Genomic DNA, 16,568 nt, shown 5'->3' on the forward strand with positions numbered 1-16,568 from the left:
GCTCTATTGTTAGCGCGTTGCGCTAAAACCTTACATCCCCGACCTAAAGGACGGAGTTTTTCGGCTCAAATGATAAAAAAGCCCTTACTAAATAAATAGTAAAGGCCTTTTGTAGTTTAAAGTCGATACTTAGCGCATTGTTACAAATTCTTCCGAGCCAGTCGGGTGTATAGCAACCACAGCATCAAAGTCAGCTTTAGTAGCGCCCATTTTCATGGCGACAGCAAAACCTTGAATCATTTCGTCTACAGCAAAACCTATACCATGTAAGCCGACCACTTTTTCATCTGGACCTGCGCACACTAGCTTCATTTTACAAGGTTGGCGATGTTGCGTAACCGCGGTATACATAGCGGCAAAAGCTGATTGGTATACTTTTACGTTTTCTGCACCGTATTGCGATATAGCTTCTTGCTCTGTTAAGCCAATAGTACCAATGGGTGGGTGACTAAATACTACTGTAGGAACTAAGCTGTAATCCATTTTTAAATCATCTGGCAGTTCTTTATTAAATAAGCGCTCAGATAAAGTACGCCCAGCTTTAACTGCTACTGGGGTAAGCTCAATGCCGTTTTCGATAATGTCGCCCACAGCGTATACGTTTTTAGCTGTGGTATTTTGGTACTCGTCTACTTTAACAAAACCTTTGCTGTTAACTTCTACGCCTGCTGCAGCAATATTAATTGCATTTGTGGTTGGCTCGCGGCCAATAGCCCAAATTACTTGGTCTACGTTATGGCTTTTACCATTATCTAAATGCAAGGTTACTGAGCCGTCGTCTTCTTTAACCAATTTATGTGGTACAGATTCGGTATGCAGCGTAGGGCCTTCTTTTGCCATTACTTCAACTAGCGTATCGATTATATATGGGTCAAAGTTACGCAGTGGTGCGTGTTTACGCACAAATAAATGCGTGTCAGTGCCCAAGCTATGTAGTACGCCTGCAAGCTCTACAGCAATGTAACCTGCGCCAATAACAGCAACGCGTTTAGGTTGCTCTTTAAGCTCAAAAAAGCCATTAGAGTCAATGCCGTGCTCAGCACCTTCAATGTTTGGAATGCTTGGACGACCGCCAACAGCAATTAAAATATGATCAGCAGTATAATGCTCACCATCTACTTCAACTGTTTTATTATCTACAAATTTAGCAAAACCTTTAATTACGGTAACGCCGTTGTTTGCAAGGCCATTATCGTAACCTTTATGGATTCGGCCAATGTAGGCTTCGCGGCTTTCTACTAATTTGCCCCAATCAAAACCTTTTACTTCAACATTAAAGCCGTAATCAGGCGCATATAAATTAATTGCTTCAGCAACTTGAGCACCATGCCACATTACTTTTTTAGGCACACACCCTACGTTTACACATGTGCCACCCATATGTTTTGCTTCAATAAGTGCTACTTTAGCGCCACGCATTGCCGCACGGTTTGCCGACGCAATACCGCCGCTACCACCGCCAATTGCAATATAATCAAAATGCTGAGCCATGTTTAATCCTCAAAGTTTATTTAACTGTATTGTGCCGATGATAGCATATGCTCAAGGCAAATCACTTAATCAGCATAGGTAAAATTACCATACACCCTGTATAAACGAAAAAGATCTTATTGCGATCAGCATAAGCTTAAATGCTCTTGTATTTAGTCACTTTGCCCCAACTTTAATGCTTATAATGCACAAATTTGAGATAAATATGACCAATGCAAACACTAACCCATTAATTGGGCTTGAAGGCTTACCGCCATTTTCAAAAATAAAGCCAGAGCACGTAGTGCCAGCACTAAAGCACGGGATTGAGCAGTGCCGCCAAGCCATTGAAGATGTGCTTGCTAAAAAATCATACACTTGGAACGATTTAGTACTGCCACTAGAAGAAGCCGATGATAAATTATCACGGATGTTTTCGCCGGTATCGCATTTAAACTCAGTAATGAATAACGACGAACTACGTGAGCAATACGAGCAATGTTTACCACTTATTTCTGAGTACTCAACTTTTGTAGGGCAGCATCAAGGTTTGTTTGCAGCTTACAACGCGTTATATAACAGTGATGAATTTAAAACCCTCACTACCGCTCAGCAAAAGTCGATTACTAATGCATTACGCGATTTTAAATTATCGGGTATTGCACTAGAGCCCGCGCAGCAAAAACGTTATGGCGAAATTAGCGCGCGTTTATCAGAGCTGGCCTCTAAATTTGGCAACAATGTTATGGATGCCACATTGGCTTGGCATAAACACATTACCGATGAAAGTGAACTGGCTGGTTTACCAGAGTCGGCGTTGGCTTTAGCTGCCGATACCGCAAAAAGTAAAGAATTAGACGGCTGGGTATTTACGCTCGATTTTCCATCGTACTTACCTATTATGACCTACGCCGATAATCGCGAATTACGCGAAGAAACATACACAGCGTTTTCTACACGTGCGTCTGATCAAGGCCCTAATGCGGGTGAATTTGATAACTCAGCAATTATGAGCGAAGAGCTAGCGCTACGTCATGAACTAGCACAGCTGCTTGGCTTTAATAGCTACGCTGAAAAGTCACTTGCCACTAAAATGGCTGAGACGCCTGCACAAGTATTCTCATTTTTAGAAGACCTAGCGGCTAAATCAAAACCACAAGCAGAGCAAGAACTTGCAGAGCTACAAGCCTACGCAGAGCAAAAACACGGTATTACCGAACTAGCAGCGTGGGATTTTGGTTATTACGGCGAAAAGCTTAAGCAAGACAAATACGCCATTTCAGACGAAGTACTCCGCCCGTATTTTCCAGCTAATAAAGTATTAAGTGGTTTGTTTGAAACAGTTAACCGTTTATTTGGCATTAGTGTAAAAGAAGTCAGTGATTTTGACAGCTACCACAAAGATGTACGCTTTTTTGAAATATACGACAGCAGTAATACGCTACGTGGCCGTTTTTATCTCGACTTATATGCTCGCGATCATAAACGCGGTGGCGCATGGATGGACGACTGTATGGGGCGTAAAGTACGCGCTAGCGGCGAATTGCAAACACCAGTGGCGTATTTAGTTTGTAACTTTAACAAAGCAATAGGCGATAAGCCGGCCTTGTTTACTCATAACGAAGTAACTACTTTATTCCATGAGTTTGGCCATGGTATTCATCATATGCTAACTCAGGTAGATGCAGCTCCTGTTGCAGGCATTAACGGCGTTGCATGGGATGCGGTAGAGCTACCAAGTCAGTTTTTAGAAAACTGGTGCTACGAAGAGCAAGCACTTAGCTTTATTTCAGGGCATTACGAAACCGGCGAGCCACTACCAAAAGAGCTACTAGATAAGTTACTAGCGGCTAAAAACTATAACTCGGGCATGCAAATGCTGCGTCAGTTAGAGTTTTCGTTATTCGACTTTAAAATACATAACGACTACGTAGCCGGTGAGCCATGTAATATTCAAGCTGTGCTTAACGACGTTCGTAGCCGTACCTCGGTGATTAAAGCGCCAGAATTTAACCGCTTTCAGCATGGCTTTAGCCATATTTTTGCCGGTGGTTATAGCGCAGGTTATTACTCGTATAAATGGGCAGAAGTACTCTCTGCCGATGCTTATTCTAAATTTGAAGAAGAGGGCATTTTTAACCCAGAAACAGGGCGAGCATTTATGCAGCACATCCTAGAAAAAGGCGGCAGCGAAGAGCCAATGGAATTATTTAAAAACTTCCGTGGCCGCGAGCCAAATGTTGACGCACTTCTTCGCCACAGCGGTATTGCTGCCTAAAGTATAAAGTTAACTCTATATACTTTGAGCTACACACAAGCACATGGCGCTCAGTTTTCATTGCAAAACTGAGCGCTTTTTTACAGCATTTGAACTTTAATTACTCTCAAATTCAAGACTATTGTTTTCCTTTCATTGCTAATTTAATGCTTTAAACTAAGGCGCTTGATATACTGAAAAAGTATTTTATCGTCGGAGTGTAGAGTGGTTATTAAGTGTGCCTTTAAAGAATGCCGTCCTTATTTAAATGAGTTAGAAACACGTTTTGGCTTAGCCCATTGGGCAGATCAAAGCAGTGGCTTTAGCCTGCATTACGATGATACAGGCCTGAGCTTATATAAAACCGATGAGCCTAAACTAGGCGCAATAAGCGTTGACTTTGTTACGGGCGCTGCAGCGCACAGACGAAAGTTTGGCGGCGGTAAAGGCCAAGCAATTGCCAAAGCAGTAGGCTTAAATAAAGGGGCTACTCCGGTAGTTCTCGACGCTACAGCAGGGCTAGGACGTGATGGTTTTGTATTAGCGTCGCTTGGTTGTAAAGTTATATTGCACGAACGCCACCCCGTAGTTGCAGCACTTTTATACGATGGTCTGCAGCGCGCATACAACGACATTGAAATTGGTCCGTGGATGCAGCAAAACATGAGCCTCATATTTGGCTCAAGCCATACCTTACTTGCTCAATGCGAAAGCATGCCAGATGTAGTTTACTTAGATCCTATGTTTCCGCATCGCGAAAAATCAGCCTTAGTTAAAAAAGAAATGCGCGTATTTCAAGACTTAGTAGGCGCCGACACCGACGCCGACGATTTACTCGAATTTGCCTACCCACTTGCCAGTAAGCGCGTGGTAGTAAAGCGCCCCGACTATGCCCCGTTTTTAAACGATAAAACTCCTAGCATGCAAATTAAAACGAAAAAAAACCGCTTCGACGTATATGTAAAAGCTGCGATGAATAAATAAATATTATTCTAATGCATTATCAAATTTCTACTTTTTTGTCGCTGAAACCATAGCTTGTCATAATACAACCATACTGTGACATAATTAAACCATACTTTGACATAAAAACCCATTTAAAAGTGAGGTTTAAAAATTAAATTGAGTATAATCAATTGCTTGTTATTTTATTTAACCATAGAGTGACATAGTTATTTTTGTTTGTATAATATGCGTACTAAATTAATGAAAATGGTTATTTTACTCATGTATATACGTAACTTAAGAAAGCCTTCTCCGAATAAAAATGTATTCAAATTTGCTAGTACTAAAGTTAGTAATGTAATTATGTGTGAAAGTACATTAGAGTTTGATGTATGTTTTCATCATGAATATAACGACTTGATAGAGAGCTTTGGAAGTCAGCCTGAAGGCTTTAAATATGAGTTTATGGGTAAAACCTTACCTTACACACCAGATACACTTATTTCATATACAGATAAAACCCAAAAATACCACGAATATAAACCCTACTCAAAAATCACTTCTCCATTATTTAGAGCAAAGTTTGCTGCCAAAAGGGCTGCATCATTAAAAATGGGAATTGATCTTATCCTCGTGACTGATAGGCAAATTAGGGTAAACCCAATATTAAACAACTTAAAATTATTACACCGATATTCAGGTGTTTACGGTATAAGTAGCATTCAAAATGAGTTGCTCAGTTTCATTCATAAGTCAGGGGCTATTAAGCTAAATGATATAAGCTCTCAGGTTGGTTTACCTATTGGTGAAACACGATCCTTCGTCTTTGGGCTAATGCATAAAGGGCTGATTGAAGCTGACCTAGGGCATGATAATTTAACTAATAATCCAACTTTATGGGCTAGACTATGACTGACTTTTTTAATGAGTTTGATGGATCACTAACTCCATTAAAGCCACAAACACCCAAACAATATGTCAAATTAGATGATGCCAACTTAATCAAGCGTGATTTGGATACCTTTCCAGATACCTTTAAAAACCAAGCGCTACAAAGGTATAAGCTAATTAGTTCTATAGATAAAAAACTTTCACGTGGGTGGACCCAACGAAATTTAGATCCTATTTTAGATGAGCTTTTTAAAGGGAGTGACGAAGTTCAGCCAAATTGGCGAACTGTTGCTCGTTGGCGTAAAAAATACATCGAAAGCAACGGTGATATTGCCTCCCTTGCTGATAAAAACCATAAAATGGGAAACAGAACCAACCGTATAGAAGGGGATGATAAGTTTTTTGATAAAGCATTAGAACGATTTTTAGATGCTAAAAGACCTACTGTAGCAACTGCATATCAGTACTATAAAGACCTTATTGTTATTGAAAATGAGAGTATTGTTGAAGGCAAGATTCCAATAATATCCTACAATGCCTTTAATAAAAGAATCAAAGCAATACCCCCATATGCAGTAGCGGTCGCAAGGCATGGTAAATTTAAAGCAGATCAATGGTTTGCTTACTGCGCTGCGCACGTACCCCCTACAAGAATATTAGAGCGTGTAGAGATTGATCATACACCACTTGATTTAATCCTACTTGATGATGAGTTACTTATCCCTATAGGAAGACCTTACCTAACATTACTTATTGATGTATTTAGTGGCTGTGTTCTTGGTTTTCATCTTAGCTATAAATCTCCTTCATATGTATCTGCGGCTAAGGCTATTACTCATGCGATTAAGCCAAAGTCTCTTGATGCTCTGAATATAGAACTACAAAATGATTGGCCTTGCTTTGGTAAATTTGAAAATTTAGTTGTAGATAATGGTGCTGAGTTTTGGTCTAAAAACCTAGAGCATGCTTGTCAGTCAGCAGGAGTAAATATCCAATATAACCCTGTACGCAAGCCTTGGTTAAAACCCTTTATAGAGCGTTTTTTTGGGGTGATTAATGAATATTTCTTACCTGAATTACCAGGGAAGACATTTTCAAATATTTTAGAAAAAGAAGAATATAAACCTGAGAAAGATGCAATTATGCGCTTCTCAACTTTTGTTGAAGAATTTCACCGGTGGATCGTGGATGTATATCATCAAGATAGTAATTCACGTGAAACTCGAATCCCAATTAAACGTTGGCAACAAGGGTTTGATGCATACCCCCCTTTAACTATGAGTGAAGAAGATGAAGTGCGCTTTGATATGTTAATGCGCATCTCAGACTCAAGAACTTTAACGAGAAATGGGTTTAAATATCAAGAATTAATGTATGACTCAACAGCTTTGGCTGATTATCGTAAACATTATCCGCAAACAAAAGAAACTGTAAAAAAACTGATTAAAGTCGACCCTGATGACATTTCAAAAATTTATGTTTATTTAGAAGAGCTGGAAAGCTACCTAGAAGTACCGTGTACAGACCCTACCGGCTATACGGATGGTTTAAGTATCTATGAGCATAAAACAATAAAAAAAATTAATAGAGAAATGATTAGGGAATCTAAAGATAGTCTGGGCTTAGCTAAAGCTCGCATGGCTATTCATGAGCGAGTAAAACAAGAGCAAGAAGCTTTCATTGAATCAAAAACTAAAGCAAAAATAACAACTGTCAAAAAACAGGCTCAAATAGCCGATGTAAGTAATACAGGAACGGGCACTATTAAGGTTTCTGAAAAAAGTGCAGCCCCTGTGCAAAAAAATATAAGTAACGATATTTTTGATGATTGGGATGATGACTTAGAGGCATTTGAATGAATGCCTTAACAGAATTACAGATCGGACAGTTGCGCAACTTTAGCGATTGCATCGTTATGCATACTCAAATTAAAACAATTTTTAATGACTTTGATGAATTAAGATTAAACCGTAAATTTCAGTCAGACCAACAGTGTATGCTATTAATTGGTGATACAGGCGTAGGAAAAAGCCATACCATTAATCACTACAAAAAAAGAGTTCTAGCTACACAGAATTATAGCCGAAACACTATGCCAGTCTTAATAAGTCGTATATCTAGGGGGAAAGGCTTAGATGCTACTTTAATTCAAATGCTGGCAGATCTGGAGCTATTTGGAAGTAGTCAAATTCAAAAGCGAGGCTACAAAACAGACCTTACTAAAAAGCTTGTAGAAAGCTTAATTAAAGCTCAAGTTGAGTTACTCATCATTAATGAGTTTCAGGAGTTAATAGAGTTTAAAAGCATACAAGAGCGGCAACAAATCGCAAATGGGTTAAAGTTTATTAGTGAAGAAGCCAAAGTGCCAATAGTACTGGTTGGTATGCCTTGGGCTGCAACAATAGCTGAAGAACCACAATGGGCTTCTCGCTTAGTTAGAAAAAGAAAACTTGAATACTTTAGCTTAAAAAATGATAGTAAGTACTTTCGTCAATATTTAATGGGGCTAGCTAAGAAAATGCCATTTGATGAGCCTCCTAAGCTTGAAAGTAAAAATACCACAATAGCGTTGTTTGCTGCATGTCGAGGTGAGAATCGAGCTCTTAAACATCTACTGTTGGAGGCTTTAAAATTAGCATTGAGTTGTAACGAGTATCTTGAAAATAAACATTTTATTACTGCTTATGAAAAGTTCGACTTTTTTAATGACAAAGAGTCACTGGAGTTAAAAAACCCTTTTGAACAAGATGCTAAAGATATTGTTATTTATGAAGTAATTAAAAGCTCATCTTACAACCCTAATGCATTAGATCCTGAACATATGCTCACAGGTCGTAAATTCGCAATACTAAAGTAAGCTGTACTAGCCTAAGGTCTATTAAGGAGATTCAAACGGATAAGTCTTAACTTCAACTATCAGATTAGGTTAGTGTGTTCAATCAAGTCTGATAGTCGCATATGTGCCAATTGCAGACACTCCTCTCAACAAACATTAATGACGGCTTTCAAGGGATAGCCGTCATGCTCATCTTCGTGTCAGTAAATTATCTTTAATAATAGCGGTTAAATTTCATACAAGCGGGTCGATAACCTCATAAGCCCAATCTTTTTGAGATAAAAATCATGGCTCGTCGCATACCTTGGAATAAAGGAAAAATCATCGGCCAAAAAGAACCACTTCGTCAGCAATAAGTGTGGTCTATACGTGCCAGACTTGAAATTGCCAATAACACTAAAGAGCTGGCATTGTTCAATCTGGCCATTGACTCAAAGCTTCGAGGTTGTGATTTAGCCGCTTTAAAAGTGTTAGATGTCATGCGAGCTGGTGAAATTTTAACGAGAGCCAGTATTGTTCAGCAGAAAACTGGCACCCCAGTAATGTTTGAAATCATCGCTCACACCCGCCAGTCATTGCTCGAATGGATTACTCTCGCAAATTTAAAATATGATGATTATTTATTTCCTTCACGAAAACACGCTGTGCCTCATCTTGGCACCCGTGCTTATGATCGCATAGTCCATAAATGGGTGTCATCCATCGGTTTAGAAAGCAGTTTGTATGGCACTCACAGCATGCGCAGAACTAAGGTTTCTATTCTGTACAAGCGAGACAAAACTTACGCGCCATTCAGCTTTTACTCGATCATAAGAAAATCGAAAGCACAGTGCGTTATCTTGGTATCGATATGCAGGATGCGCTTGAGTCTGCTTAAAACCTCGACATATAGCTTGATAATATTAACATTATTATTTATAAAGAATACTGTTAATATTATACTCAGCTAATTAATAGTTTTTTTGTATAGATAATAAATAAGGCACTAAATGCGAAAAAACTTGCCGGTTACTGACAGAGAGAAAACTTTCGGAAGTACAACTAAACTTATATCAGTGACTGATACTGAAGGGACTATTCTTGAGTGTAATGATGACTTTGTTGAAGTGAGTGGCTTTCAAAAGCACGAGCTGATTGGCCAGCCTCATAATATGGTCAGGCACCCTGATATGCCGCCAGAGGCGTACAAAAAAATGTGGCACTATTTGAAAGCGGGAAAGCCTTGGATGGGCCTGGTCAAAAACCGCTGTAAAAATGGCGACTATTATTGGGTTGATGCGTATGTGACGCCTGTAACACAGAGCGGCAGAATAATAGGCTATGAATCAGTTCGCTCCTGCCCCTCAAGACAAGACGTGGAGCGGGCGACTAAACTTTATCGTGATATTAATGCAGGAAAAAGTAGTCGCTCTACTTTACCCATATCGCTTGAGAATGCTTTCTTGGTATTATCGATAGCCCTGTGTGCGGGTTTATTCGGCTTCGGTTTCAAAGAAATTTCGGAGGGTGTACTACTAGCCTCAGTAATTATTTTTGCTATTTGGGTATCATTAAGCAGAAAGAAAACTCTTAATGCGCTGAATGATATGCTTGGTCATTCATTTTCAGATGAACTGGCGGTAAAAAGTTATACTGATGAAACTGGTGATTTAGGTAAGCTTAAAGTTGCAATTTTAAGTCAGTTTGCGCATTTAGGAACAGTGATTACCCGCATCGAAAGTGCCGCGCTTGTTGTCGCTAATGAATCTGAGAAAGGCGCAGAGTTAACGGATAAAACCAGAAAAGATATTGAAAGTCAGCAAGCAGAAACCATTCAGGTGGCTACTGCGATGAATGAAATGTCGACTACTATTGCCGAAGTATCTAAGCATGTCAGTGATACCGCTACGCAGGCAGACACTGCTAACCAACTTGCAGTAAAAGGCACTAAGGTGGCGAATGTTACCCGCGACTCGATTCAAAAGCTAAAACTAACGGTAGAGCAGATTGGCAGTTCTGTGCGCGGAGTGTCAGAACAAACCTCACATATCGCCAGTGCCGCGCAAATAATTGAACAGATTGCAGACCAAACCAACTTACTTGCCTTAAATGCCGCTATTGAGGCTGCTCGTGCAGGTGAGCAAGGGCGAGGCTTTGCCGTGGTTGCAGATGAGGTAAGAAATCTTGCCCTGCGAACTCAAGAATCCACTAAAGACATCTACGGTATTATCACCGAATTAACGCAACGTGCAGGTGATGCTGTGAACGTCGCTGATGCTGGCGCGACTGATGCAGAAGATGGTCTTTCTCATGTCATTGAGAGTGGTAAAATGTTAAGTGGCATTTGCGAGTCTGTTGGTCAAATTGCTTCTATGTCTATTCAAATGGCTGCCGCAGTTGAAGAGCAAGCTCATGTTGCTGAGGATATAAACCGGCAAATAGTAAATATTTCAACGCTTGCCGATATGAGCTCTGAAAGCTCGATGAAATTATCAGAAACCATTATTTATCTTAATAAAATAGCTGATGAACTACATGAGCTGGTTGTTCGGTTTAAACGATAAATTCATAAATACGGTCATAGTGTTTAAGAATATCTTTCTAAAGCACTATTGGTAATTTACGACTGAGTAAAACACTACTGGAGAGACTTTTGAGTGCACCTGATTATCCTACTGATGAAGCCGTTCGTTTACTCGCATTAAAACGCACAGCGTTACTGGACTCGCCTGCTGAAGAGCGCTTTGATCGTATCACCCGACTGGCGGCTTTCATTTTTAATGTCCAAACGTGCTTAATTTCGCTGGTCGATGCTGACAGGCAGTGGTTTAAATCTAAGGTAGGGCTTGATGCTTTTCAGACTGACCGTGATATTTCTTTTTGCGGGCATGCAATATTGCACCCGGATATTTTTATCGTTACTGACGCAACAAAGGATGACCGCTTCTCTGCTAACCCGCTTGTGACCGAGGAGCCGCGTATACGTTTTTATGCAGGAGCGCCGGTTTGCGAGCCAGGTGGGCAACCTATTGGCACATTATGCCTTATAGATCCACAGCCTCGTGATTTGACGATAAGCGAAAAACGAGTATTACGTGAGTTAGCTGACATGGTTGAGTATGAGATTGCAAGACTAGATCAGGAAACGCTCCAACAAAAACTGTCAGCTGGCATGACAAGAACGGCATCAATAATGGCAACGTTGCCAGATATGGTTTTTGTCATTGACCGAAACTTTCGTTTTTCAGTGTGTAACGACCATCCTGATTTGCTTAAGCCTCAACATGAAATTTTAGGGCAGAAAATCCTTGATGTATTGCCTAATGAGTTAGGTCATCAACTGATGGATAATGTTAAACAGGCTTTTGAGAACGGCAATGTCATTCATCACAACTACACCTTTAAAAAATTGAATAAATCCTTTGAGGCGCGATATAAGAAAATTGATGAAAATGAAGTTCTGATTATTATTCGCAATACTACTGAGCAAACCGCTGCACACTCTGCCATCAGACGTCTTTCGGAAGTTGCCAGGCAAACAACGAATGGCGTAGTGATAACCGATATACGTGGTTTTGTTGTCTGGATAAATGAGGCGTTTACTAGCATCACTGGTTATAGCATCGAAGATATGCTAGGTAAAAAGCCAGGTGAACTATTGCAGGGAGCCGACACTGACCCCGAAATTGTTGACGAAATGAGAGAGGCCCTGTCTTTACAGCAGAGTTTCAATGTTGACGTACTCAATTACTCAAAAGAGCAGCAATCATATTGGGTGAGAATAGCCTGTAATCCATTGCTAAACGAAGAAGGCGAGCTTAGTGGCTTTATTGCAATCCAGACCGATATCACGAAAGAGAAGCGGGATGAAGAACTCATTCGCAATAGTGAGAATTTACTCAAAGCGGTGATTGATGCCAATACTATTGGCACATGGCGTCTTAATTTACAAAATGGCGAGTTAGTAATTAATGATAAATGGGCGTCATTGTTGGGCTACGAACTTTCCGAACTGCTGCCAACTTGCAGAAACACCTGGGAGCGACTGACCCATCCCGATGATTTAGCCTATTGTGCTGTACAAATCGAAAAACATGCAGCCGGTCTTATTCCGATATACGAAGCCAATATTCGAATGAAACATAAAAACGGCGAATGGATTTGGATTAATACCAGGGGGCGAGTGTCCACAAGAACAAATGATGGTAACGCTGAGTGGATGCTGGGTACGCACTTTGATATTAATGACCAAATACAGGCCGAAAGCTCACTCAACGAAAAATCAAAACAGATGGAAGCTGTTGTCGAGAGCTTACTTGATGGTATTATTACCATTGATAGCAAGGGTAAGGTACTTACATTTAATCAAGCTGCAAATGAAATTTTTGGTTATTCTGATGAAGAAATTATAGGCAGAAATATCAGTATGCTTATGGGCTCACCGCATCGTGAACATCACGATAGTTACTTATCAAATTATATTAACCGGGGTATCAGTGACATTACCGGTCGTATTCGTGAACTTGATGCATTGCACAAAAATGGTACAACATTTCCTATTGAGCTGGGTGTTGTTGAAGTAAAGATGGCTGGTGAAACTAATTTCATTGGAATCGTGCGGGACATCACTCAGCGTAAAAAGCGTGAGCAAGAAATACATCAGTTAGCATTTTATGACCCACTCACATTACTACCAAATCGACGGTTGTTATTAGACCGATTACAGGGGGCAATGACACATTGTTCACGCGCCAACAATTTTGCGGCTTTAATGTTTCTTGATTTAGATAATTTTAAAAATCTTAACGACAGTGCTGGTCACAATAAAGGCGATTTATTGTTATGCCAGGTCGCCGCACGTTTGGTTCAATCGGTTAGGCAGGGTGATACGGTGTCACGGTTAGGGGGGGATGAGTTTGTTGTCGTAGTATCAGACTTAAGTGATGATAAAGAAACGGCTGCTAATCAGGCTGAATCACTTGCGCAAAAAATCATGGCTCACTTAACGCAAGAATATGACTTGGAGGGTTTAACGTACAATAGCTCCGCAAGCATCGGGGTAACAATGTTTAATAGCACAAGCGTCTCAAAAGAGGACTTATTAAAACAAGCCGACATGGCAATGTATAAGGCTAAAGAGGCTGGTCGCAATACCGTGCAGCTTTTTGATCCCAAGATGCAGGTTGCAGTTAGCTCAAGAGCGACCTTGATCCACGACTTATATAACGCAATACAGCAAAGACAATTTACTCTTTTCTATCAAAAGCAGATTGACCAGCATGGACAGGTTATCGGTGTTGAGGCCCTCTTACGCTGGTTTCATCCAGAAAAAGGGATGATTTCACCGGCGCAGTTTATTCCACTAACGGAAGAAACGGGTCTTATTGTGCCTATTGGGGATTGGATTTTACAACAGGCGTGTGAGACTTTAGTCAATTGGGCTAAACAACCTGTTACGAAAAATCTGAGCGTTGCGGTTAATATTAGCGTGGTTCAATTTAGCAAAGATGATTTTGTTCAGAAAGCAATCAACTCATTGAAAAATTCAGGCGCTAATCCTCAACTGCTAAAGTTAGAAATAACAGAATCACTCTTGGCTAATAATATTCCAGATGTTAAAGCTAAGATGCGAGAATTGCAGCAATGCGGTGTTACGTTTTCTATTGATGATTTTGGTACTGGTTATTCATCTTTATCATATTTGAAACAGTTGCCTATAAACCAGTTAAAAATAGATCAGAGTTTTGTTCGGGACATCATTAACAGTAGTAATGACAAGGCGATTGCTCAGGCTATTATAACTTTAGCTAGTTCAATGGATCTGCAAGTAATCGCTGAAGGCGTCGAGACAGAGGATCAGCGAGCATTGTTAAAGAGCATGGGCTGCAATACTTATCAGGGATACCTTTTTGGAAAGCCATGCAGACTTGAAGAGCTAAAATTATAAGTGTGTTACATCAATGCAATTGTGTGACGATGATTAGCGTTTTACGCCCCGCTTTTATGAATAATATAAGAAAGTAATTATTAACGTCTGCTTTCAGAGTACTGCTGATTTTTGGTAGATATGAGCCGAAAGCCCGCTTTTCGCTCATAGGGGCCTGCCAGATGAAACCTAAGCCTAACAATTAAAACTCTCTGAACTGATGTGAATTACTTCAAATTAACTTACTAAAAACGTCTCTATCACCCGCTCTCTAAACCCGCCAAAGGCCTGTAAAAAGCTTGCTTCCTGAGGCTCTGTTTGCAGCTGATTTACTCCATTTTTGCCCCATGAAAATAATAAATCATCAACCTCAGTATTAACCTGATTATCTGGCTGAGGGTAGTTTGCTTTTTTATGAGTCTCTGTTCCAAAATATTCATTTGCTATAGCGTTATTTCTTATTAGTACGCAAGTGTTAGGTAGCTCTTGGTCGATTCTATTTGCAAAGGTGCTTAGTGTTTCTTCGGCGAGGGTGAATAGCCAAGCCTCTTGGTTTGGGGAATTGTTTACTCTTAATATACGTCCAAGCACCTGCCTAAAATAAAGCTCGGTTTTAACTCTACTCAAATGGCAGCACACTTGCAGCCTAGGTATGTCAGTTCCTTCCGACACCATTCCAACGCTTACAATCCATTGTGTGTTGCTAAAGCGAAAATGACTGATTCTCTCGCCAGCATCGCTTTCTTTGTAAGTAACTATGGTTGCTGATTGATGGAAAATCTCTGTAAGAACCATCACTATTTGCTCTGCATGTTCAACAGAAGAGGCCACAATTAACCCTGCGGCATTGCTATTCTGCTGCCTAATAGTGGCAAGTTTATTTACCCCTTGAGCAACAATGTAATTGATTACAGCTTCGTGCTTAATTAGATCTTGGTAGGAAATCGATGGCTCTTTTAGCAAAGACTTTAATGAGTTATAGGTTTTAGTTTCCTGTTTCGTGGTTGTTACCGAAATTTCTTCATTATCAATTAAAACAATTTTAGGATTACGGCAAACGCCATCATTTACCGCCTGTTGCAGCGAGTAAGTGTAATTGCACTGAATTTTATTATCAGGGTCGCTATAAGTTGCCAGCGCGATAGGGAGAAGGTCAGAGCGCCAAGGTGTGCCTGTTAAAGCTAACGTGAAAGCAGCCTGCTGTTGAATATTTTTAACAATATCTTGCCCCCATACATTGGCATCCTCAATGCTTGAACCAGCGCAATGGTGTATTTCATCAAACACTACTAACACGCGGTTGTTCCTTAATAGTTTCCAGTAGTCGTCATTAAAAAAGCGCATGTTTTGATAAGTATACGAGCAACCAACTGAGCCAATAACACCGTCAAAATTACAATTTAAACGTTTAGCAAACGTCTTTCTAATGCCATTTGCAACCTCACTAGAGGGTGAAAAACAAATCACAAAGTCTATTTGCTTTGTATCAAATAAATAAGCAGCAACTTCTGCCGCCAATACGCTTTTACCAGCCCCTGGTGTAGCTAAACAAAAAAAGTGTTTATGGTTTTGAGAGTAATGTTTTTTAACTACCGATAAGCATGCTGTTTGCCAAGCCCTTAACATGGCTGTTTTTCTGTTGTTTTATTACCCAGTAAAGTCTGCAAAGCATTTATTTTGCCAAGTAATTTAATCGATCTTTCCTTAGCCTGAGTGTGATGCAGTTGCAATTGTTCATGTAGTTTAGGGTAACGCGCAGTAAGGCGTTTGTACTCTTTAGCTTCTTCAAGCACGGTGTTTAAATCAATTTCATATGTTAGTAAGTCTTTTTTAAGCTCTTCTTGGTACTCAGTAATTTCAAGATTTTCAGCTGTGGCGTTAGTAGAGTTATTGTTAGGAATATAAATTTTTTTTGCTCTACTTTCTCTAGAATTAGGCACAATTTTTAAATTTAAAAATAACTCCGTTTTTGAGTAAATAACTTCTTTAACTCCATTGTTTAATTTATTGGTTCGCTTTAATAGTCCTTTTTCAACATTACGAGTTAATTGACGGTATATAAACTTTCGGGTTTCTACCGCATCGGTAAATGCAGATTGTTCATGTAATAAAGCGTCTTTCGCTTGCGTTACAGTGAAGTTATCCATCTGTCTGATTACCAAAAGAAAATGTAAAAATACATTCATATTCGCTTTCTTACTCATTGCTAAACTTTACCACTCACCATAAACTTAGGATTCCTAAGTATACATGCTCATGTAAAA

At 39.9% G+C, this 16,568-nt stretch carries 11 protein-coding genes; 8 read left to right on the forward strand and 3 right to left on the reverse strand.

Annotated elements, in window-relative coordinates; translation table 11 throughout:
• Positions 1-129: 129 nt before the first annotated feature.
• Positions 130-1,491, reverse strand: a complete 1,362-nt coding sequence (gene gorA / locus HC000_RS05660; RefSeq protein ID WP_011327071.1) for a glutathione-disulfide reductase — start codon at positions 1,489-1,491, stop codon at positions 130-132.
• A 205-nt stretch (positions 1,492-1,696) separates the two neighbouring features.
• Here gorA and prlC point away from each other — a divergent pair, with 205 nt between their 5' ends.
• From prlC to HC000_RS05700, 8 genes are all read left to right on the forward strand, one after another.
• The gene (gene prlC / locus HC000_RS05665; RefSeq protein ID WP_011327072.1) at positions 1,697-3,748 is read left to right on the forward strand and encodes an oligopeptidase A; all 2,052 of its coding nucleotides are present in this window, start codon (positions 1,697-1,699) and stop codon (positions 3,746-3,748) included.
• A 204-nt stretch (positions 3,749-3,952) separates the two neighbouring features.
• On the forward strand, positions 3,953-4,711 hold the full coding sequence (locus HC000_RS05670) for a class I SAM-dependent methyltransferase (protein WP_089367660.1): 759 nt from the start codon (positions 3,953-3,955) through the stop codon (positions 4,709-4,711).
• A gap of 222 nt (positions 4,712-4,933) precedes the next feature.
• Complete coding sequence (locus tag HC000_RS05675; RefSeq protein ID WP_257025432.1) at positions 4,934-5,584, forward strand: TnsA endonuclease N-terminal domain-containing protein; 651 nt, start codon at positions 4,934-4,936, stop codon at positions 5,582-5,584.
• Positions 5,581-7,422, forward strand: a complete 1,842-nt coding sequence (locus tag HC000_RS05680; protein WP_179807162.1) for a Mu transposase C-terminal domain-containing protein — start codon at positions 5,581-5,583, stop codon at positions 7,420-7,422. The genes HC000_RS05675 and HC000_RS05680 overlap by 4 nt, the downstream gene beginning before the upstream one ends.
• Positions 7,419-8,420: a TniB family NTP-binding protein gene (locus tag HC000_RS05685; RefSeq protein ID WP_179807163.1), complete on the forward strand. Its 1,002-nt coding sequence runs from the start codon at positions 7,419-7,421 to the stop codon at positions 8,418-8,420. The genes HC000_RS05680 and HC000_RS05685 overlap by 4 nt, the downstream gene beginning before the upstream one ends.
• A 335-nt stretch (positions 8,421-8,755) precedes the next feature.
• Entirely contained in the window at positions 8,756-9,349 is a 594-nt protein-coding gene (locus tag HC000_RS05690) for an integrase (RefSeq protein ID WP_346010166.1), read from the forward strand.
• Between the two features lie 39 nt (positions 9,350-9,388).
• Entirely contained in the window at positions 9,389-10,942 is a 1,554-nt protein-coding gene (locus tag HC000_RS05695; protein ID WP_179807164.1) for a PAS domain-containing methyl-accepting chemotaxis protein, read from the forward strand.
• Between the two features lie 89 nt (positions 10,943-11,031).
• Positions 11,032-14,325, forward strand: a complete 3,294-nt coding sequence (locus tag HC000_RS05700; RefSeq protein WP_179807165.1) for an EAL domain-containing protein — start codon at positions 11,032-11,034, stop codon at positions 14,323-14,325.
• Positions 14,326-14,541: 216 nt separating this feature from the next.
• Here HC000_RS05700 and HC000_RS05705 read toward each other — a convergent pair whose 3' ends face one another.
• Together HC000_RS05705 and HC000_RS05710 are read right to left on the reverse strand one after the other, a co-directional pair.
• A complete protein-coding gene (locus HC000_RS05705; protein WP_179807166.1) occupies positions 14,542-15,930 on the reverse strand; it encodes a DEAD/DEAH box helicase family protein in 1,389 nt (462 codons plus the stop codon).
• On the reverse strand, positions 15,924-16,508 hold the full coding sequence (locus tag HC000_RS05710) for a hypothetical protein (RefSeq protein ID WP_179807167.1): 585 nt from the start codon (positions 16,506-16,508) through the stop codon (positions 15,924-15,926). The genes HC000_RS05705 and HC000_RS05710 overlap by 7 nt, the downstream gene beginning before the upstream one ends.
• Positions 16,509-16,568 lie beyond the last annotated feature (60 nt).

It is taken from the genome of Pseudoalteromonas sp. MIP2626 (assembly GCF_013414205.1).
GTDB lineage: Bacteria > Pseudomonadota > Gammaproteobacteria > Enterobacterales > Alteromonadaceae > Pseudoalteromonas > Pseudoalteromonas nigrifaciens.